This window comes from Planotetraspora mira (assembly GCF_016863275.1).
In the GTDB taxonomy this organism is placed as follows: Bacteria; Actinomycetota; Actinomycetes; order Streptosporangiales; family Streptosporangiaceae; genus Planotetraspora; species Planotetraspora mira.
This window is the reverse complement of record NZ_BOOO01000038.1, coordinates 128,497-148,521: the sequence shown is the minus strand read 5'-3', so window position 1 is coordinate 148,521 and position 20,025 is coordinate 128,497. Positions and strand designations below refer to the sequence as shown.

Here is a 20,025-nt window from a genome sequence, read left to right as displayed (position 1 = left end):
GTTTCCGGCTGACGACACTTGCGCCGGATGTGGGGGTGCTTGACACAATCATGGCTTCGAGTAAGGAAACTTGACCGACGTTGTGAAGGATGGTCACCGTGCGATCCGGTCGACACCGCACCGGCTTCACCGCCGAACGGCGCCGCCGGCAGGCCATGTGGCGGGGCGGCGCGTCGAGCCTCGCCGTCGTGGCCGTCCTCGCGGGAGCGGTCTTCGCCGTCGTGAACAGGGCCGGGGGAGCGTGCTCCGCCCGGAATCCGATCATCGTCAGCGTGGCATCCGCGGTCGACGTCGCGGCGCCCGTGATGGAGGCCGCTGACGGGTTCAACGCCTCGAACGCGGGGGTGGACGGCCGCTGCGTGCGGGTCCAGGTGGCCGAACAGCCGCCGGCGCCGGTCCTGCGGACGCTCATCGGCGACCGCGCCGGCGTCCTTCCCGGCCGGCCGGACGGCTGGGTGGCCGACTCCACCGCCTGGGTGCGGCTCGCCCGCAAGCAGGGAGCGAAGGACCTCGCGCCAGGAGAGGCCGTCGTCGCCACATCTCCGCTGGTGTTCGCCACCACGCGGGCGCTCGCCAGGAAGTTCGCGGCCGGCCGTACGGCGATGAGCTGGAACATGGTCTTCCCGGCCACCGTCCACGGGCGGTTGCAGCCGACCGATGACGAGCCGGACATCGTGCGGATCCCCGACCCGTCGACGTCCGGAGCGGGCATCGCGACCGTCGCCGCCGCGCGGGACCTCGTGGGGACGGGGGAGAAGGCGGACAAGGACCTCACCGCCTTCGTCCGGATGGCCCAGGCCGGATCGGCCCCCGACTACAGGAGCACACTGGCCGCCGTGGGCGACACGGGCCTGTGGACCCGTCCCGTGGCGATCGTGCCCGAGCAGACGGTCTGGTCGCACAACCGCGACGTCTCGGTCGAACCCGTGGCCGCACTCCAGCCCACCGAGGGGACGATCGACCTCGACTATCCGTACGTCGTGACGGCATCGGACAGGGGGAAGGCGGAGGGTTCCCGGCTCTTCGCGCAGTGGTTGCGCACGCCCGCCGTCCAGGAGGAGATGCGGCACGACGGCTTCCGGACGGCGGACGGGAAGGAGCCTCCGTACTGGCCGGGCACGGACATCCCGGTGGAGCAGCCGAAGCCACGGCCGTCGATCACCCCCGAGGTCATCGACGAGGCGCTGGACGCCTGGAGCCGTCTCGCCCCGCCGAGCCGGATCCTCGTCCTGGCCGACGCGTCCAAGGAGACCGCGGAGCCCGTCAAGGAGGGCGGCAGGACGCGGCACGACGTCGCCGTCGAGGCCGCCACGCTCGGCCTGCAACTGTTCCCGGACGGGACCGATCTCGGGCTGTGGGAGTTCGCCAGGGATCTCGCCGCCGGGCGGGACGAGCGCGAACTCGTCAGCCTCGGCCCGATCACGGAGCCGGCGGGCGGCCAGGAGATCCGGCGGACCCGGCTGCTGCGGACGGTCCAGGCGATCAAGGCCTCTCCCGGCCGGTCGAGTTCGCTCTACGACGCGATCCTCCGGGGCTTCCGCTCGGTGTCCGAAGGTTACGACCCGCTGATGAACAACTCCCTGCTCCTGCTGACCGCCGGGCATGACGACGGGAAGGGCGTCTCCCGCGAGAAGCTCGTCGAGGAGTTGCGGGACGAGTGGGATCCGGACAGGCCCGTCCAGGTCATCGTGGTCGCGTTCGGCGAGGGCGCCGACCAGGGGGCGCTGAACGAGATCGTCTCGGTGACCAACGGCCAACTCTACGTCGCACAGGAGCCGGGCCAGATCATCGACGTGTTCCTCTCCGCGCTGGCCCGGCGGCTGTGTCATCCGACCTGCGAGTCACCGCAGGGCTGATGCGTGCTTAGTTCTATTTGTCATGGTTTAGCATGGTTCAGCGGGTGACAATGAAGTCGCCCGCATCTCTATGTGGCCGCTCGCGCGCCGGCCCCGCCGCGTGGCCGACGGCCACCGCCCCCATCGGATCCCAGCTCTGCGGCAGATCGAGCACCTTGCGCACGACGTCCCGGCAGAACATCGTGGACGACACCCATGCGGAGCCGAGGCCTTCCACCGCGAGCTGAACGAGCAGGTTCTCCACGCCCGCGCCCGTGGCCACCACGAACATCTCCCGCTCCGAGGCGTTCCTCCGGTCGTCCCTGTAGGTGTGCGAACCCTCCATGACCAGGCAGGGGACCACCAGGTAGGGGGCGTTCCTCAGCACATCCCCCCGCTTGACCCGCCGGGCGATCGACTCCTCGCTGAAACCATCGGAGCGCAGGTCGTCGATCCAGGCCGCCCTCATCGCGTCGAGCAGTTCCGTACGGGCCCCCGGGGTCTCCAGCAGCACGAAACGCCACGGCGTCGTGTGGTGGGGGGCGGGCGCGGCGACGGCGGCCGCCACCGCCCGCCGTACGGCCGCCGGGTCGACCTCTTCCCGCGAGAACTCGCGGATCGTCCGGCGGGCGAAGACGACGTCGGCCGAGCCGTACCGGAACATGTCCTCGTCGGCGGGGCGGATGAGAACGCGGGCGCCCGGGCCGTCGTCGGCGGTGACCAGTTCGGCGAGACCGCGCACGATAGCGATGGGGACGCCGCCGAGCTTGCCCTTCACCAGTTCGCCCGCCGCGGCGATCTCGTCGGCGAGCGCGGTCACGGTCGCGTTGAGCGGATTGCCGTAGGAGTCGGTCCGGCCGCGGAGGTCGTCCAGGGGGCGCACTCCGGCGGCGCCGATCGCCACGTCGGTCAGACCGTGCCGCCAGGGGCGTCCGAAGGTGTCGGAGACGATCACGCCGACCTCGACGCCCAGTGTCTCGCGCAGTCCGTCCCTGATCCGCCGGGCGGAGCCGTCGGGGTCCTCGGGCAGCAGCAGGATCGTGCCCGGCGAGGTGTTCGAGGCGTCGACGCCCGCCGCGGCCATGACGAAACCATGCCTGGTCTGCGCGATGACGGTGTCCCCGCGTCGCGCCACGACGCGGACGGTCTCCTCCTCGATCGCCGCCGTACGGCTGTCGCCCTCGCGGACGCGGCCCTCGGCCTTGCTGACGATCTTCGAGGTGACGACGAGGACGTCGCCGTCCTCGAGGGCGGGGACGGCCTTCGCCACGAGACGGGCGATGTCGTCTCCGGCCTGGACCTCGGGCAGTCCGGGGATGCCGGTGATGGTGATGGCCACGGGTTCCTCTCGGAGCGTGTTCTCGGTAGCGGGTCTCTGCATGATCACGAAATGCGTTTTCGCCGGTGGGCGGGGTCGCCGCCGAAAGTGCGCATGATCACGATCGGGGTGTTCGCAGGTGGGAAGGCTGATCTCCGAACCTGTGCATGATCACGCGTGGAGGGTGTGGGCGAGGGAGAGGGCCGCGGCGGCGATGTCCCTGGTGGCCTCGGGGGAATCCATGAGAAGGGGCCTGGCCTCGACGGTCACGCCGTCCAGGGCGACGCCCTTGTCCTCCTCGGCCACCAGCCACCCGTCGATGAGGCGGGAGCCGTACAACTCGAGCACCGCCTGCGCGCTGGTCTCGACGCCGATCGCGGTCAGGCAGGCGTCGGCCATGCCCCGCACCGGCGCGCCGCCGATGATCGGGGAGACGCCGACGACCGTCTTGTCCTCCAGCGCCGCCCGGATGCCGGGGATCTGGAGGATGGTTCCGATGCTGACGACCGGGTTCGACGGGGGAAGGATCACCAGGTCCGCCTCGCCGATCGCCTCGAGGACGCCGGGAGCCGGCGTGGCGTCCTCCGCGCCCACCAGGCCGATCTGCTCGGCCGGCAGGGAGGCCCGCAGCCTGACCCACCACTCCTGGAAGTGGACGGCCCGCCTGCCGTTCTCATCCGAGATGACCACATGGGTCTCGGTGCGGTCGTCGGACATCGGCAGGAGTCGCACACCCGGCTGCCACCGGTCGCACAACGCCTCGGTCACCTGGGAGAGGGGGTAGCCCGCCGCGAGCATCTGGCTGCGCACGATGTGGGTCGCGAAGTCGCGGTCGCCGAGGCCGAACCACTGGGGTTCCACGCCGTAGGCGGCCAGTTCCTCCTTGACGACGTGGCTCTCGCCGGACCTGCCCCAGCCCTGCTCCTCGTCGATCCCGCCGCCGAGGGTGTACATGACGGTGTCCAGGTCAGGGCAGACCCGGAGGCCGAAGAGGGTGATGTCGTCACCCGTGTTTCCGATGACGGTGATGTCGGAGCCGGGGGCCGCCGCCTTGAGGCCGCGAAGGAACCGGGCGCCGCCGATTCCTCCGGCCAGAGACACGATGCGCATGCCGACAGTCTTCCACCGCCAGTTCAGCGGACTGCGAACACCCACCCCCCGACATGTGCGGCAAACGGGGTTATATGTGCATCCGTGCAGAATGAGGTTCTTGGGTCAGCCGACACCAATGTCTGGCATGTGGGAAACTGCCCGAGTGCCTTTTGGACCGATGGGGGTAGTTGTGCTCAAGGTCGAAGCCGGGCGGCTGCGTGAGCCGGCCGCGTTGCTCATGCTTGCGGTCGCGATCACGAACGTCCTCACCGGCCTCATGCGGCTGCTGTTCCCCGTTGGAACCGGGGTGTCGGCGAACTCCTTCGGCCTGCGCTCCGCCACCGCACTGAAGACCTTCGCGTCGCCCACCTTCCTCGCCCTCGTCGTGATCGCGGTCCTGCTCGTGATCAAGTTCGGCGAGCGGACGCCGCGGGCCCAACTGGTCGGTCGCATCGCCGCGGGCACTTTGGGCGTGTGCCTCCTGTTCAGCCTCGTCACCGTGCTGGGTGTGCTGTTCGGCGACGTCCTGACCTTCCGCGACAAGTTCGAGAGCCTGATCGTCGGCCTCCCGACAGCCGGTCTGGTGTTCCTCGGCCTGGCCTTCGTGACCAATTCGGCCGCGGGATTCCCGGCGGCCGCCCGGCCGGCCAAGACCGGCGGTGAGGGCCTCTACGACGCCCAGCGTGAGGGCAACGGCTACCCCCAGGATCCGTATGCCGCTCAGGGCTACGCCCAGGGGTACGCGCAGGCGCCGCAGGGTCAGCCGGCCGCCGACGTCGCGTCGCCGTACGCCCAATTGCCCGCCCCGGTCGACCAGCAGTACGCGCAGGACCCCTACGCGTCGCTGTACGCGCCGGACAGGTCGCAGGAGGGCTATGGCGCTCCCGCCGCCCAGGGGGACGGCTACGCGGCCCAGACGCCGTACCCGCAGGCGACCTCCCCCGCCCCGGACGCGCAGCCGCAGCCGCAGGACTTCCAGACGGGCGCGCACTACTCGGACCAGTACGGCTCGGCCGGCTACCAGCAGGCGCCCGGCGGGCAGGCCTACGGTTCGAACCAGGGATTCGGCGCGGAAGCGCCCGCCGCCGCGTCGTACGGCCAGCAGCCCGACTCCACCACTCCCGGCCAGACGTACGAGGGCTACCCCCAGTCCCCGGCGTACGACCAGTACGGATACGCGTCACAGCAGCAGCCTCAGTCCCAGCCGCAGCAGCCGCAGGCCGGCGGCTACGCCCAGGCCCAGCAGCCTTTCGGGGGCCAGCAGGAGAGCGGCGGCTTCCAGCAGTCTCACGGAACCGAGGGGCGCGGGTTCGCCCAGGGGCCCTACCAGGATTCCTCTTTCGGTCAGTCCGGCTCCCACGCCGCTCCCGCCCCGGCCGGGTCCTCGGGATCCCACGCCGCCGGTGACGCCAGGCCGTACGAGCAGGGCGACCCCTCCCAGCAGTACGGCCAGCAGGGCGGCTCGCCCTTCTCCGGTTACTCGGGCGCCCAGTTCCCGCCCGCCGGCGACGCGCCCGCCCAGGGCGGCTTCGACGGCGGCCCCCAGCCCGCCTACGATCAGCCCGCCCCCGGCGACCCCCGGGAGCAGCAGCTCGCCCAGGCCTATCAGCAGGCACAGAGCTACCAGCAGCTCGGGACGCCGACGGACTATCCCCCCACCCCCGCCGCGCCTCCGGCGGCGGACTACTTCGGCAACCCTCTGGGCCACCCCCAGCAGCCGGGGCCCTACTCGACACCCGGCGGCGCGCCTTCGGACCAGCAGACCACCCGCCTGGACCCTCCGGCCTACCAGGGGGACGCTCTCAGCGGCCCCAGCAGGAGGGAAGAGCCCCTCGACCCGACGGCCATCTACGCCCCCGAACGGTCCCAGGCAAAGTATGAGGAAGGTTCCGGCACTGATCAGGCCGGACACGGAACCGACACCAGCCCCCATTGGTATGGTTCCGAACGCTGATAGGACCGAACAACTGGGCGTACGAACCGGGGCAAGCGCGTCTTTCCCCGGGTTATCGTTATGCCGCTTGACGCCACACGCGGCACGCGCGTGTAATTACAGACGTGTTGTTACGCCTCCCCGAGGGTGGGTACGGGGGAGGCGTTTTGGGGGGCTCCATTGTGGGCGGGCGAGCGACAGGGAGGTGTGCAATGGCCGATCCGGTCATGGCACAGGCGCTCGATGGTGAGGATCTTGGGTGGCAGGAGCGTGCTTTGTGCGCTCAGACCGACCCCGAGGCGTTCTTTCCCGAGAAGGGTGGCTCCACCAGAGAAGCCAAGAAGGTGTGCCGTTCGTGCGAAGTGCGAGCGGAGTGCCTGGAATACGCGCTCGAGCATGATGAGCGCTTCGGCATCTGGGGTGGGCTCTCTGAGCGGGAACGGCGCAGGATCAAGCGTCAGGCTGTTTGAACCATCTTGAGAACCACGTTGTGAACACTGGGCGGGGGTCACACGTTCCGAACGGGAACGCGTGACCCCCGCTCAGTGCTTCACACGGGTGATCAGCCGGTTCGAGTCAGGCCTCTTCCGATCTAACGGTTCGGCGCACATGTGATCGGCTGTCCCAGGTTGCCGTATCGTGGGCGGCGCTCAGCCAGCCGTACGACCCCCAAGGACCTGACGTGCAATCGGTCACCGCGATCGTCGTCGCTCACGACGGCGCACGCTGGCTCAAGGAGACACTGGCGGCGATCCGGCGCCAGACCCGGCCGCTTGACCGCGTCGTCGGCGTCGACAACGGCAGCCGCGACGGCGGCGGGCAGATGCTGACCGAGGCCTTCGGCGCCGGCAGCGTGCTGACCATGCCGAGGTCCACCGGCTTCGGCGAGGCCGTCCACGAAGTCCTGGACAGGCTTCCGCGCGCCCAGGGACACGAACCGGTCGACGAGTGGGTCTGGCTGCTCCACGACGACTGCGCCCCCGACCCCCAGGCGCTGCAGGCCCTGCTGTGGGCCGCCGACCAGGATCCGGGCGCCGCGATCCTCGGGCCCAAGCTCCTCGACTGGCTCGACAGGCGCTCGCTGCTGGAGATCGGCGTCACCGTCAGCCGATCGGGGATGCGGGACACGGGCCTGGAACCGAGGGAGTACGACCAGGGCCAGCACGACGGCGAGGGCCTCCGCGACGTGCTGTCGGTCTCCACGGCGGGCATGCTGATCCGGCGCGACGTCTGGGACCAGTTGTCCGGCCTCGACCCGGAACTCCCGCTGTTCCGCGACGACCTCGACCTGTGCTGGCGGGCTCGGGCCGCGGGCCACCGGGTGGTCAACGTGACGGAGGCGGTGGCCTGGCACGCCGAGGCCGCGACCCGCCGCCGCAGACGGCTCTCGGTGAGCAACGAGCATCCGCGCAGACTCGACCGGCGCAACGCGCTGCTGGTCATCATGGCGAACCTGCCGTTCTGGGCGCTGATTCGGTCGATCTTCCGGAACATCTTCGGATCGGTGTTCCGGACCGTCCTGTTCCTCGTGGCCAAGCAACCCGCGAACGCCCTCGACGAGATGGCCGCGCTGGCCTCCGTCATCGGCCGTCCCGGACGGCTGAGCCGAGCGCGCAGGCGGCGCAGACAGTGGCGTAAGCAGGGATACCCGTCGGTCGCGCGCCTGCTCACCCCCCCGGGTGCGGCGTTCAGACGGCTCGCCGACATGGTGCAGGGCTTCATCGCGGGCGCCGGGCCCGTCGACTCGGCCGGCCGCCACCACGCCGCGGCGGAGACGGACGAGGAGGACGGCGAGGAGTTGCTCAGCGACTCCGGCCTGATGCAGCGGCTGTTCACGAGCCCCGGCGTCCTGCTCTGCCTCGCGCTCCTGGCCGTCACCGTGGCGGCCGAGCGGTCCCTTCTCTACGGCGGCCTCCTCGGCGGCGGCTCACTGGTGCCGATCACCGGCGGAGCCTCCGACCTCTGGCGCCTCTACACCGAGAACCACCACGTGACGGGCCTCGGCTCGGACACCTGGACCCCTCCGTACGTCGCGCTGCTGGCCCTGGTCTCCACGATCTTCCTGGGCAAGACGTGGCTGGCGGTCTCCGTCCTGCTCCTGGGCTGCGTGCCGCTGGCCGGCTTCTCCGCGTACGCGGCGACCAAGAAGATGATCTCGTACACGCCCGCGAGGGTGTGGCTGGCCGCCACCTACGCCCTGCTGCCGGTCGCGACGGGGGTGATCGCGAGCGGGCGCCTGGGCACCGCGATCGTCTTCGTGCTGCTTCCCGTCTACGCGGCGCTCGCGACCAGGATCGTCGCGGGCTCGCGCCGCGCGGCATGGGGGTTCGGCCTCCTCCTCGCGATCGGCACGGCCTTCGTCCCGCTCCTCTACGTGCTGGTGGCCATCCTGGGCGCGCTCGCAGCGGTGTCCTTCGCCGGGGTGCGCAAGGGCGTGGGCATGGCGCTCGCGATCGGTCTCGGCACCCCGATCGTCCTGCTCTTCCCGTGGCTCGCCCAACTCGTCGGGGATCCCGGCCGGATCCTGCTCGAGTCGGGCCTGCACGACATCGCGCTGACCGATCCCCGGCTGGGGGCGGAGAACCTGCTGATGCTGAGCCCCGGCGGCCCCGGCACACCGCCGGTCTGGGTCACCGCGGGCCTGGTCGCCGTCGCGCTGGCCGCCCTGCTCGTACGCCGTCACCAGATGGTCGTGGCGATCGGCTGGGGAGTCATGCTCTTCGGTGTCCTGGTGGCGATCGTCGTCGGCCGCCTGACCGTCCACGGCGTCCCCGTCTGGCCGGGAGTCCCTCTGGCCTTCGCCGCCACCGGACTGCTCGTGGCGGCCGCCCGCCCGGCCCGCTGGATCGGGGAGTTCGCCGCCACGGGAATGCTCCGCCGCGCCGCGGCCGGGCTGATCGTCGTCGTGGCGTTCGCGACGCCTCTCGCGGCGGCGGCGGTATGGGTCAGGTCCGGCGCGGAGGAACCGCTCCAGCGGGGGGTGCGCGACCCCATGCCCCTGCTCGCCGCCGTCGGGTCGGCGAAGGGGCAGGGCACGCTGGTGCTGCGCCCGAGAGACGGCGTCGTCACCTACAGCGTCCTGCGCGGCGGCGCCCCCCTGATCGGGGAGTCCGATCTCGAGTCTCCGAAGGACGCCGCCCAGCGGTTCGGCACGGCCGTCGCCGGCCTCGCCTCCGGCCGCGGCGGCACCTACGCTCAGACGCTCGCCCAGTACGGCGTGCAGTTCGTCAGCGTGCCGGGGCCGGTCGAGGCCTCCCTGCACCGCACGCTGGACTCCGAGCCGGCTCTGGTGCGGATGAGCCTGTCGGCGGCCGGGGGGCTGTGGCGGCTGGCCCAGCCCGCTCCGGCGCCGCCTCCTCCGTCAGGAGGCGGCTCCATGCACAGGATCTGGTTGTGGGCTCAGGCGACTCTCCTGCTCGTCATATTGATCCTGGCCTCGCCGGGCGCCCGTACGGCCGAGGCGGAGGAGCAGTACGCCGACGTGCCACAGGAGGAACCCCGGGGACGCCGCCGGGCTGGTGAGGATCGGGTGCCGGTGTGAAGAGTCTGATCGAGAACCGCTTCGGCCTGCTCGCGCTGGTGCTCGTGGCGCTCGGCGCCCTCTACGGCGTCGCCTACGCGAGCCGGCCCGCCCCGGTGGTCCACACGCCGCCCAAGCCCGTCCGGGCCCTCATGGAGTCACTGACGACCGTCTGCCCGTCTCCTGGCGGAAGCAGGGTGAGCGTGGTGACGCCCCCCGGCGCCCAAGGCCAGGGGAGCGCCACCGTGGGCGAGATCACGGAGACCCCGGCCCCCGACGAGGGCGCCCCGCCCCAGGACGCCCCAGGCAAGGACGCTCCTAAGAAGGGCGCCAAGAAGGGCGCCGGAGACAAGGCGGAAAAGCCGCCGGCGGCGCTCGAGCAGCCCGGCGTCCTGTGGCAGCAGGACATGAAGGCCGGCACCGCCCCGCTGGCCGTCGCGGGCACCGGGTCGATGGCGGCCGGACTCGAGGCCGCGCAGACGGCACGGGCGGACGCGGGAAGCCAGCGGGGCCTGGCGTCCACGCGCTGCGTCGAGCCGGGGGCGGACGCCTGGTTCGTCGGGCCCGGTCCCGCCGCGGCCGCCATGACGCTCTACCTCACCAACGCCGACTCCGCTCCCGCCAACGTAGAGGTCATGATCTACGCCGGTGAGGGGCCGGTGCTCAGCGACCGGGGGAGCGGCATGGTCCTCCAGCCGGGCGAGCACCGGACGGTCAAGCTGAGCGACCTCGCGCCCTCTCCACTGGTGATGGCCGTGGAGGTCAGCACGAGCGGCGGACGCGTGGCGGCGGCGATCAAGGCGGTGCTCGGCAAGGCCGAGGGCGTCGACTGGCTGCCCGTGGCCGCACCTCCGTCCACCCAGGTCGTGGTACCCGGCATCCCGGGGATGGCCGGGCTCAGGGAGCTGTACGTGACGGCTCCGGGCGAGCAGGACACCGTCGTCCAGGTGAAGGCCGTGCTCAAGGACGGTTCCTACGCGCTCAAGAACAAGGAGACCGTCGACGTCCTGGCGGGGTCGACGAGCACCTTCGACCTGTCCACGGGAATCGGCGGTCAGCCCGCCGCCCTCGTTTTGACCTCGGACGTCCCGATCATCGCGGGCATGAAGATCACCGGGACGGGCCTGAGCCAGGACGTCGCCTTCACCGCGGGGGCCTCGCCGATCGATCTGGGCAGCGTCGTGGCGGACAACCGGGTCACCCGCAAGCAGGAGTCCCGCCTGGTCCTGTCGGCCCCGTTCGCCGCGGCCACGCTCAAGGTCCAGTTGGTGCCGAAGAGGGGTGCCGTGCCGGAGCCCGTCGAGGTCAAGGTGCCCGCCGCCCGGACCAAGGAGGTCAAGCTGGCCGCGCCGCCCGGCGGCGAGTCGGGGTTCAGCGTCGTCATCCAGCCGCAGCCCGGGTCGGGGCCCGTGTACGGCGGGCGGGTGCTCGTCGAGGACACCCCCAGCGGTCAGCTGATCACGGACCAGCCGCTCGCTCCCGCGACCATCTGGGCGCTCGTCCCGCCCACCGCCGACTCGCCGAGCGCCGTCCTGCCGTGAACAGGGCCGCCCTAGTGGCGGTCGTCGTATCCGGGGTCGATCGTCTCGGGGGTCTGGCCGAGGAGGCTGGCGACCTGCTCCACGACGACGTCGAAGACGAGCGTGCCGAGCTGGTCCCGGTCTCGTGCGCGCGCCTCGAGGGGGCGGCGATAGACGACCACGGCGGCAGGATCCCCGCCGCTCGCCGGATCGGCCCTGCCGAAGGGGATGGGGTCGGACGACAGCCTCGCTGGCCCGTCGATCAGCTCGTTCACCGGGGGGACCTCTTCGACGGCGAACTCGACGGAGGCGAGCTGGGCGCCCCAACGCGGCTTGAGCCGGTCGACCGCCTCGAGCACCAGGTCGTCGAACCGCTCGCCGCGGGACTTGGAGATGGGGACGTGAGCCGGGGCCAGCGGGCCGCGCATCCCGCGCCCGTGCCGATCACGTCGGCGCACACGTCGCTTCGGCTGCGGCATGTCGCCACGCTCGCTCGGCTCTGTCACGCAGTCAGCTTAAAGCGCCGCCCGTGACGCGCGGCGAGCCGTATCGCCGCTGTCCGAATTGTGGCGACACGCTCGATAAGAGCTTCGGGGTGGTGGCAATGTGCACGCGGACCGGATACGGTCCCTCCGTGAGCCCCGTCCGCAGCTGTTCCCGTACCGCCTGCAGGCAGCCTGCCGTCTTCACACTCACGTATGTCTACGCCGACTCGACCGCCGTCCTCGGGCCCCTGGCGACGTACGTCGAGCCGCACTGTTACGACCTGTGTGCGGAGCATGCGGAACGGCTCACCGCGCCGCGCGGCTGGGAGGTCGTCCGACTGCCGTCGGAGGCCGGCTCGCCCAGCGGAGACGATCTCGAGGCGCTCGCCAACGCGGTCCGCGAGGCCGCCCGCCCCGCCCCCGCCGCGGGGGAGCCCATCGGCCAGGCGGTCGAGGTCGGCAGGCGAGGGCATCTCCGGGTCCTGAAGTCGGCCCAGCCCAACCGGGAGCGGTGACCTCCCCGTACGGCACCGCGATTCCGCCCGCCGTCCGAAACGATCAGGCGCTATAGGCTCATGTGCGAGACATCAAGGAGTCCGGGGACTGTCGTGGCCGATCTCAGCAGGATTTTCAAGGCGTACGACGTGCGTGGCGTCGTGCCGGACGAGCTCGACGAGGAGGCCGCCGAGGCCGTCGGAGCGGCGTTCGTCGAGGTGACCGATGCCGCGGCCATGGTGATGGCCTATGACATGCGGCCCTCCTCGGTCCCGCTGGCCGCGGCCTTCGCGCGCGGGGCGACCTCGCGCGGCGCCGACGTCGTGAACACCGGCCTCGGCTCGACGGACCTGCTCTATTACGCCAGCGGCTCCCTCGGGCTGCCGGGGGTCATGTTCACCGCCAGCCACAACCCCGCGCGGTACAACGGCATGAAGATGTGCCGGGCCGGCGCGGTGCCGGTGGGCGCGGACACGGGCCTCACCGAGATCCGCGACCGCGCCGCCGAACTGCTGGCCGCAGGTCTGGGCGGCGTCCCGGGCAAGGGCGAGGTGACGCGGCGGGACCTGCTGGCGGACTACGCCGGGCACCTCAAATCGTTGGTCGACCTGTCGGGCATCCGGCCGCTCAAGGTCGTGGTCGACGCCGGCAACGGCATGGGCGGATACACGGTTCCCCCGGTCTTCCAGGGACTGCCGATCGAGCTGACCGCGCTCTACTTCGAGCTCGACGGGACCTTCCCCAACCACGAGGCGAACCCGCTCGAGCCGGCGAACCTGCGCGACCTGCAGCAGGCGGTCGTCGACAGGGGAGCCGACATCGGCCTCGCGTTCGACGGCGACGCCGACCGCTGCTGGGTGATCGACGAGAACGGCGAGTCGGTCTCCCCGTCCACGATCACCTCGCTGGTCGCCGTCCGGGAGCTGGCCCGGCATCCGGGGGCCACGGTCATCCACAACCTGATCACGTCCCAGGGCGTCCCGGAGATCGTCGCCGAGCACGGCGGCCTCCCGGTGCGCACGCGCGTGGGGCACTCGTTCATCAAGGCCGAGATGGCCAGGACCGGCGCCGTCTTCGGGGGCGAGCACTCGGCCCACTACTACTTCCGTGACTTCTGGTTCGCCGACTCCGGGATGCTGGCCGCACTGCACGTGCTGGCCGCGCTCGGCGAACAGGACAGGCCGCTGTCGGAGACGCTGTCGCGCTACGCGCGGTATGCGGCGTCCGGCGAGCTGAACAGCACGGTCTCCGACCAGGGCGCGGCGCTCGACAGGGTTCGCGCGACATTCTCGGGACGGGAGGGTGTTAGGTTCGACGAGCTGGACGGTCTCACCGTGACCGGCCCCGGCTGGTGGTTCAACCTGCGCCCGTCCAACACAGAGCCGCTGCTGCGGCTCAACGCCGAGGCGACCGACGAGAACATGATGGCCACCGTGCGCGACGAAGTGCTCGCTGTGGTAAGGAGCTGACCGAGTTGAAGATCGACGACTGGCTGCTGGACATTCTGGCCTGTCCGGCGTGCAAGTCCCCCCTGCGTGTGGAGAGCGACACCGACGAACTCGCCTGCACGTCCTCGGAGTGCGGGCTGGTCTATCCGGTCCGCGACGACATCCCGGTTCTCCTGGTCGACGAGGCTCGCAAGGCATGACCGACGCCGGAGCGGCACCCGGCACGGTGTTCGAGCCGGATCGCCTCGACGACCAGGCATATCTGGCCGAGGGTGATCCTTCGGGCGTGCTGCGGGCCGTCGCGTCCTCGGCGGCTCGGGTGCGCACCGCCTACCGGGCCGCCGTCGAGGCGCAGGTGGCCTCCCTCGGGCGGTTCGGCCGTCCCCGGGCGATCGTGGTGGTGGGCACGGGCGGCTCCGCCGTAGCGGGCGACGTGCTCGACGCCGTCATCGGGTACGGCGCGCCGTTGCCGGTCGTCACCGTCCGCGGCCACCGGCTGCCGGGCTGGGTCGGCGCCGCCGACGTCGTCATGGCGGTCTCGCGTCCCGGCGACGGGGAGGAGACCTTCGCCCCGGCGGCGGAGGCTGCCCGGCGCGGCGCCTCGATCATGGGCGTCGGACCGGCGCGGTCCCCGCTCGAGCATGTGGTGACGCGGGCGGGCGGGCCGTACGTGCCGCTGGAGGGCGAGGCCGCGCGGTCGGGCGGGACGTTGTGGGAGCTCGCAGTCCCGCTGGTCGTCGCGGCCTCGGCGCTCGGGCTGGTGGAGGCCGGCGAGGACGTTTTCGAGGCGGCGGCCGTGCGGCTGGAGGACATCGCCCACCGATGCCGGCCGTCCAGCGAGTCGTTCATCAACCCCGGCAAGACGCTCGCGACCGAGCTGGCGGGGAGCGTCCCGATGATCTGGGGCAGCTCGCCCCTGGCCGGGGCCGCGGCCCGTTGGCTGGCGTTCCGGCTCAACGAGATCGCCAAATATCCGGCCATCTGGGGAGAGATCCCGGAGAGCCGGCATCAGCTCGCCGCGTTCAGCGGGCCGCTCGCGGGGCGGGACGTCTTCGCCGACCCCTTCGCCGACGAGCCGGGTGGCGAGGGCGCCAAGCTGCGTCTCGTCCTGCTGCGTGACGCCGAGGAGCAGGAGCAGGTCGTCAGGAACCGTACGGCGGCCGTCGGGCTGGCGGAGGACAGGGGCGTTCCCGTCTCCGAGGTCGTGGCCGAGGGCGTCCAGCCGCTGGAGCGGCTCGCGTCGCTGATCGGTCTGGGCGACTACGCGGCCGTCTACGCCGCGCTGGGATACGGCATCGACCCGGAGTCGTTTTCGGACGTCACGGAACTCAGGGCCTGAATTTCGCTCTAGGATCTTTTTGGCCGATTCCTGAGGAGTTCTTGTGAGTGCGAGTGGCGGATCCAAGGCGATCATCGCGGCGCTGAGCGCCAACCTGGCGATCGCGGTGGCGAAGTTCGTGGCGTTCGTCTTCACGGGGTCGTCATCGATGCTCGCGGAGTCCGTCCACTCGGTGGCCGACTCCGGGAACCAGGCTCTGCTGCTGCTGGGCGGCAAGCGGGCGGAGCGGGCGCGGACCCGCACCCACCCGTTCGGGTTCGGCCGTGAGCGGTACTTCTACGCCTTCGTCGTGGCCCTCGTGTTGTTCAGCATCGGCGCGCTGTTCTCCATCTACGAGGGCTGGCACAAGATCGCTGACCCGCACCCCGTCGAGTCGCCGATCTGGGCCTTCAGTGTGCTGATCTTCGCCATCATCGCTGAGGGCTTCTCGTTCAGGACCGCCATCAAGGAGTCGTTGCCCCACAAGGGCGACGCGTCGTGGGTGAGGTTCATCCGCAGGTCCAAGGCCCCCGAGTTGCCCGTCGTCCTGCTGGAGGACCTCGGTGCGCTGCTGGGCCTCATCTTCGCGCTGTTCGGCGTGACCATGGCGGTGGTCACCGGTGACGCCGTCTGGGACGGCATCGGGACGATCATGATCGGCGTGCTGCTCGCCGCCATCGCCTTCGTCCTCGCGATGGAGACCAAGTCGCTGCTGATCGGGGAGAGCGCCGCGCCCGAGGTCGAGGAGCAGATCTGCGCCGCCCTGGAGAACGCCCCCGAGGTCACCAAGGTCATCCACCTCCGCACGCTCCACCTGGGCCCCGAGGAACTCCTCGTGGCGGCGAAGATCGCGGTCGACCACGACGACACGGCGACCGAGATCGCCCGGGGGATCGACGAGGCCGAGCAGCGCATCCGCGCCGCCGTGCCGATCGCCCGGGTCATCTACCTGGAGCCCGACCTCGACCGCACGGAGCAGGCGCCCTCGCCGCAGGTGCGCTGACGGGACGACCCTCGACGTCCCGTCAGGTCGCCGTTCCGCCTTCCTTCGCTGCGTTGTCATGGCGCGCCGGGTGCGTAACTGATCACGATTTATCGGGATGTCTCGGAATTTTTCGAGGTGGAGACCGGTAGCCGTGGCCGCCGGTCGCGCGGTGACCCGGGGTGCAGCGTGACGAAAATGTGATGCGTGTTTCCTTTACCTCCCTGTACTCGTGGGTAACTTGGGCTTTACCTATTTGACCTCGCGGGAGGTGCCCATGGTCGAGCAGGGACGTGTGCGGTGGAAGCGCTTCGCGCTGGTCTTCGTGCCCGCGATCGCGATCGCGTCGGTGCTCGTCGGAGCCACCGCGGAAGGCGCGATCGGAGCGTCGTTCGTGGTCTCGGGCGACACGTTCAAGGTCTCCGCCGACAAGCTCCAGGGGCAGGGGTTCGTCCAGTACGGCAGCCTGGTCCAGAACAAGAAGGGCCGGAAGATCCCGGTCGCGGTGTCGGGCATCCGGCACGCCACGCTCACGAACATGTGCCAGACCGTGCTGGTCGACTCGCCAGTGGGCGCGGTGACCATCAAGCTGACCGCGGGGACGGGCAAGAACCCCGTGGTCGCGGAGAACATGATCGTCGATGCGTCCCAGTTGCAGGGTAACGCCGTCTTCACGCGCATCCAGGTGGGCAGGGACGCCGGGACCCTCGACGCGGTCTCCGGCGGGGCGGGTCCCTCGGGGATGTTCGGGCAGCAGGCCAGCGCCGTCTCGATCACCGGCTTCAAGCAGGTCTCGTGGGCCGTCAACGCGGCGACCTTCAAGTTGCCCGGCCTCAAGCTGACCGTCGAGCCCGGTAAGCACGAGTGCTTCTGATGCCGTCGCCGTTCTCACCCTCGGCGCCCGTCTTCCGGGTGTCTCCGCTCCTGACGCCTCCGCCCGGGGAGTCGTCGTCCGGCCGTCCCGGCAGGCGTCCGTGAGCGATCCGACGCCGTGGCGCAGGACCCGGCCCTTCTGGGGCGGCCTGCTGACCATCCTCGGCGGGGTGGAACTGCTGAGCATCCCGTTCGCCTCGCAGGCGTTGCCCCTGGTCATCCAGTCGGGCACGGTCGGGGCCAGCTATCTGATCGCGCTGGTGCTGATCGCCGTCGGCCTGCTGCTGTGGTGGCAGCCCGGCCAGCGGATCTTTCTGGGCGTGGTGGCCGTGCTCGTCTCGCTCGCGTCCTTCGTCTACGCCAACCTGGGCGGATTCCTCGTCGGCATGCTGCTGGGCCTCGTCGGAGGGGCGCTCGCGGCGGCGTGGACCCCCGAGCCCGCCGCAGCCGGTCCGGCCGACCCGCAGGCGGCCCCACCGCCGACGGCAGGCCTGACCTTCACGCGGCGGCGCGTCGTCAGCGGCGACGAACTCGCGAACGCGCTTCCCGCCTCTCCTGACGAGCCCGCCGGCGGCGCGTCGGGCGTGTGGATCGGGCGGGTCAAGGACGCGTCGGCCGATGATCCAGCCCGTGATTCAGCCGGAGACCCGCCCGGAGTCGGGGGATCCGCGACTCCGGGCCGGGAGCCCCCATCCGGCGATGACGGTGGTTCAGGTGCAGGACCCGGCGGGAAGGCGGGCCCTGGCGGCAGGGCGCTGGCGATCGCCGTACTGCCGCTGGTCCTGATGTCCGGAATCGCCCCGCAGGCGACCGGCGCGATCAGCGCTCCCGCGACGCCGGTGGCGGCGACGGAGGCGGCGTCGGTGAGCGCGCCGTCGCTGACCATGACGGGGATGAAGTTCCACGGCGTCGTGGAACTTCCCACCGCGACCGGCATGGTCAAGATGTTGTGGTTCACCATGGACCGGGCCGTGTTGTCCGGGCCGCGGCAGACGATGGGGCGCGCCACCCTGACGGGGAGCACCTTCACCTTCGTCGGGAACGTCGACATCTACACGACCAAGATGACCGGCACGCTCCTCGGCCTGCGCCAGGAGTTCACGGCCGAGCATCCCAATGTGCTGGTCAGGGCGCTGAAGCTGGTGCCGAGGCTGGACCTTCCGCTGACCATGACCGACATCGTGAGCGAGCAGCCCTATGTCACGGCGGACTCCCTCCAGGCCGAGGGCCTGCGGCTGGTCGTCGCGCCCTGACCCGCCGGGGGCGGCCGGGGTCAGCCGGGGTCGCGGTCTCCGGCCCGGACGAGCCCGGTCTCGTAGGCGTGGATCACGGCCTGGGTTCGGTCGCGGAGGCCGAGTTTGGCCAACAGGCGCGCCACATGGGTCTTCACCGTGTGCTCGGTCACGACCAGTTCGGCCGCGATCTCGGAGTTGGACAACCCGCGGGCGATCAGTTGGAGGACCTCCGACTCCCGGGGCGTGAGCAGAGTCGCCGCCGCGGCCCGCCGCCGCGCGCTGAACTCGGCGATCAGGCGCCTGGTCACCTGTGGTGCGAGCAGCGCGTCCCCACGCGCGACGACTCGCACCGAGTCCGCCAGATCGTCGGCCCGGATGTCCTTGAGAAGGAAGCCGCTCGCCCCTGCGAGGAGCGCTTCGTAGACGTACTCGTCCAGGTCGAAGGTTGTGATCATGAGCGCTTTGGCGCCCAGTTCGGTGACGGCCCGGGCGACCTCGATGCCGTTCATGACCGGCATGCGAATGTCGAGCAGGGCGACGTCCGGGCGCTCGGCACGCGCGAGCCGTACCGCCTCTCCGCCGTCGGCGGCGGCTCCGACGACGGCGATGTCCGGCTGCGCGGCGAGCACGGCGGTGAACCCCCTGAGCACCACCGGCTGGTCGTCGGCCACGAGAACCTTGATCATTCGAGCGGAAGCCCTGCCTGGATGAGGAAGCCTCCGGCCGGGGCCGGTCCGGCGACGAACCAGCCGCCCAGGGCCACGGCCCGTTCCCGCATGCCGATCAGCCCGTGCCCAGGCGTCTCGCGCGGGCCGTCCGCGGCGTCTTCCCGCGCTGAGGGGCCGGGGCCGTCGTCGGCGATCCTGAGGGCGAGCAGCGTGGGCCGGTAGGCGATCTCGATGGAGACCCGGGCCCCCGGAGCGTGTGTTCTGGCGTTGGTCAGGGATTCCTGGATGATCCGGTAGGCCGACACGTCCACGGCCTGCGGGAGTTCCTTCTCCTCTCCGAGGATGTCGAGGTCCACGTCACCGCCGTGATGTTCGAGCAGTTCGGGCAGCTGTGCCAGCCCCGGCTGCGGTGCCGTCTCCGGAGGGACGTCCGCGCGGAGCACGCCGAGCAGCCGCCGCATCTCGGTCAGCGTCCCGCGGGCCGCGGTGGCGATCTCCGCGAACTCCTGCTTGGCCTCGTCACTCATGTTCGTGATGGTGTACGGCGCGGTCTCGGCCTGGACCGCGACCATGGAGATGGAATGGGCGACGATGTCGTGCATCTCCCTGGCGATCCGCGCCCGCTCGGCCATGGCCGCCTGCTCCCGCAGCGTCTCCAGGTTGTCCGCGCGCACCTCCTTGACCTCTGTCTGGCTCCGCCGTACGTCGGCCAGCATGGTCAGCCCTGCCAGCAGGACCGCCCCGCCGACGGCCGCGGCCGCGATCGGGAGAAGGTAGGGATGCAACAGCAGGACGCCGCCGGCGGCGACGAGGAGGGGCACCCCGATGACCCCCGCGAGGAGCCAGGCCGCCCGCCGGCTCAGGTGGCGCTGGACCGTGTAGAAGGACAGCGCCGCCGATATGGCCACGGGGAGCACCCAGGCGGCGGGCATCTGCGGGAACATCGCGATGAGGACGGCGCCGAGGAAGGTGAGGACGACGGTCAGCCACGGGTAGGCGCGGCGCATGACCTGCGGTCCGGTCGCCAGGACGATGCCTGCCATGTCCAAGGTCCCGGATGCGTACCTTGCGCCCAGGAGCCCGAAGACGGCCAGGGTGACGCCGATCACGAGATCAATGGGGGAGCTCAGGGCGGTGCGGAGATCGAACGAGGTGATGTTCCGTTCGACCTGGTCGATTCGTGACGTCAGGTTCACACCGAGGATTGTCCGCCGATCTCCCTGAGGTGTCGTCACTCCAGAGAGCGACCTCGGGGTCACCCGAGTGGGGCCACAGGGGCCACAGGGGCCACCCGGGCCACTGG

17 protein-coding genes are annotated in these 20,025 nt (G+C 71.0%); 12 read left to right on the top strand and 5 right to left on the bottom strand.

Annotation, left to right across the window (positions count from 1 at the left end):
• Nucleotides 1-89: 89 nt before the first annotated feature.
• On the top strand, nucleotides 90-1,856 hold the full coding sequence (locus Pmi06nite_RS32625) for a substrate-binding domain-containing protein (protein WP_203957006.1): 1,767 nt from the start codon (nucleotides 90-92) through the stop codon (nucleotides 1,854-1,856).
• 37 nt (nucleotides 1,857-1,893) lie between these two features.
• Here the strand turns inward: Pmi06nite_RS32625 and Pmi06nite_RS32620 are convergent, their stop codons facing one another.
• Together Pmi06nite_RS32620 and cofD are read right to left on the bottom strand one after the other, a co-directional pair.
• The gene (locus Pmi06nite_RS32620) at nucleotides 1,894-3,216 is read right to left on the bottom strand and encodes a coenzyme F420-0:L-glutamate ligase (protein WP_203957005.1); all 1,323 of its coding nucleotides are present in this window, start codon (nucleotides 3,214-3,216) and stop codon (nucleotides 1,894-1,896) included.
• Between the two features lie 108 nt (nucleotides 3,217-3,324).
• Complete coding sequence (cofD, locus tag Pmi06nite_RS32615) at nucleotides 3,325-4,263, bottom strand: 2-phospho-L-lactate transferase (RefSeq protein WP_203957004.1); 939 nt, start codon at nucleotides 4,261-4,263, stop codon at nucleotides 3,325-3,327.
• Nucleotides 4,264-4,435: 172 nt separating this feature from the next.
• Here cofD and Pmi06nite_RS32610 point away from each other — a divergent pair, with 172 nt between their 5' ends.
• The 4 genes from Pmi06nite_RS32610 (at nucleotide 4,436) to Pmi06nite_RS32595 (ending at nucleotide 11,239) form a co-directional block, all read left to right on the top strand.
• A complete protein-coding gene (locus Pmi06nite_RS32610) occupies nucleotides 4,436-6,199 on the top strand; it encodes a hypothetical protein (protein WP_203957003.1) in 1,764 nt (587 codons plus the stop codon).
• 191 nt (nucleotides 6,200-6,390) lie between these two features.
• A complete protein-coding gene (locus Pmi06nite_RS32605) occupies nucleotides 6,391-6,648 on the top strand; it encodes a WhiB family transcriptional regulator (protein WP_203885026.1) in 258 nt (85 codons plus the stop codon).
• Nucleotides 6,649-6,860: 212 nt separating this feature from the next.
• Nucleotides 6,861-9,719, top strand: a complete 2,859-nt coding sequence (locus Pmi06nite_RS32600; protein ID WP_203957002.1) for a glycosyltransferase family 2 protein — start codon at nucleotides 6,861-6,863, stop codon at nucleotides 9,717-9,719.
• Nucleotides 9,716-11,239 (top strand): DUF5719 family protein, encoded by a 1,524-nt coding sequence (locus Pmi06nite_RS32595; protein ID WP_203957001.1) that lies wholly within the window; start codon nucleotides 9,716-9,718, stop codon nucleotides 11,237-11,239. The genes Pmi06nite_RS32600 and Pmi06nite_RS32595 overlap by 4 nt, the downstream gene beginning before the upstream one ends.
• 11 nt (nucleotides 11,240-11,250) lie before the next feature.
• Here Pmi06nite_RS32595 and Pmi06nite_RS32590 read toward each other — a convergent pair whose 3' ends face one another.
• A complete protein-coding gene (locus Pmi06nite_RS32590) occupies nucleotides 11,251-11,724 on the bottom strand; it encodes a metallopeptidase family protein (RefSeq protein WP_373317348.1) in 474 nt (157 codons plus the stop codon).
• Nucleotides 11,725-11,852: 128 nt separating this feature from the next.
• Between Pmi06nite_RS32590 and Pmi06nite_RS32585 the strand changes: the two genes are divergently transcribed.
• The 7 genes from Pmi06nite_RS32585 to Pmi06nite_RS32555 all read left to right on the top strand — a co-directional run bounded on the left by Pmi06nite_RS32585 (nucleotide 11,853) and on the right by Pmi06nite_RS32555 (nucleotide 18,072).
• Nucleotides 11,853-12,218 (top strand): DUF3499 domain-containing protein, encoded by a 366-nt coding sequence (locus Pmi06nite_RS32585; RefSeq protein WP_203885029.1) that lies wholly within the window; start codon nucleotides 11,853-11,855, stop codon nucleotides 12,216-12,218.
• A 93-nt stretch (nucleotides 12,219-12,311) separates the two neighbouring features.
• A complete protein-coding gene (locus Pmi06nite_RS32580) occupies nucleotides 12,312-13,667 on the top strand; it encodes a phosphomannomutase/phosphoglucomutase (RefSeq protein ID WP_203957000.1) in 1,356 nt (451 codons plus the stop codon).
• A gap of 5 nt (nucleotides 13,668-13,672) precedes the next feature.
• Nucleotides 13,673-13,846 carry a Trm112 family protein gene (locus Pmi06nite_RS32575; RefSeq protein WP_203956999.1) on the top strand — a complete coding sequence of 58 codons (174 nt, stop codon included), beginning with the start codon at nucleotides 13,673-13,675 and terminating at the stop codon, nucleotides 13,844-13,846.
• Nucleotides 13,843-14,985 (top strand): SIS domain-containing protein, encoded by a 1,143-nt coding sequence (locus Pmi06nite_RS32570; protein WP_203956998.1) that lies wholly within the window; start codon nucleotides 13,843-13,845, stop codon nucleotides 14,983-14,985. Before Pmi06nite_RS32575 ends, Pmi06nite_RS32570 begins: the two co-directional genes overlap by 4 nt.
• A 43-nt stretch (nucleotides 14,986-15,028) precedes the next feature.
• Nucleotides 15,029-15,967: a cation diffusion facilitator family transporter gene (locus Pmi06nite_RS32565; protein ID WP_203956997.1), complete on the top strand. Its 939-nt coding sequence runs from the start codon at nucleotides 15,029-15,031 to the stop codon at nucleotides 15,965-15,967.
• Between the two features lie 256 nt (nucleotides 15,968-16,223).
• Nucleotides 16,224-16,820, top strand: coding sequence for a DUF6230 family protein (locus Pmi06nite_RS32560; RefSeq protein WP_203956996.1), 597 nt, complete (start codon nucleotides 16,224-16,226; stop codon nucleotides 16,818-16,820).
• 100 nt (nucleotides 16,821-16,920) lie between these two features.
• The gene (locus Pmi06nite_RS32555; protein WP_203956995.1) at nucleotides 16,921-18,072 is read left to right on the top strand and encodes a DUF6114 domain-containing protein; all 1,152 of its coding nucleotides are present in this window, start codon (nucleotides 16,921-16,923) and stop codon (nucleotides 18,070-18,072) included.
• 20 nt (nucleotides 18,073-18,092) lie between these two features.
• Here the strand turns inward: Pmi06nite_RS32555 and Pmi06nite_RS32550 are convergent, their stop codons facing one another.
• Nucleotides 18,093-18,740: a response regulator gene (locus tag Pmi06nite_RS32550; protein WP_203956994.1), complete on the bottom strand. Its 648-nt coding sequence runs from the start codon at nucleotides 18,738-18,740 to the stop codon at nucleotides 18,093-18,095.
• Nucleotides 18,737-19,918, bottom strand: a complete 1,182-nt coding sequence (locus Pmi06nite_RS32545) for a sensor histidine kinase (RefSeq protein ID WP_203956993.1) — start codon at nucleotides 19,916-19,918, stop codon at nucleotides 18,737-18,739. Before Pmi06nite_RS32545 ends, Pmi06nite_RS32550 begins: the two co-directional genes overlap by 4 nt.
• Nucleotides 19,919-20,025 lie beyond the last annotated feature (107 nt).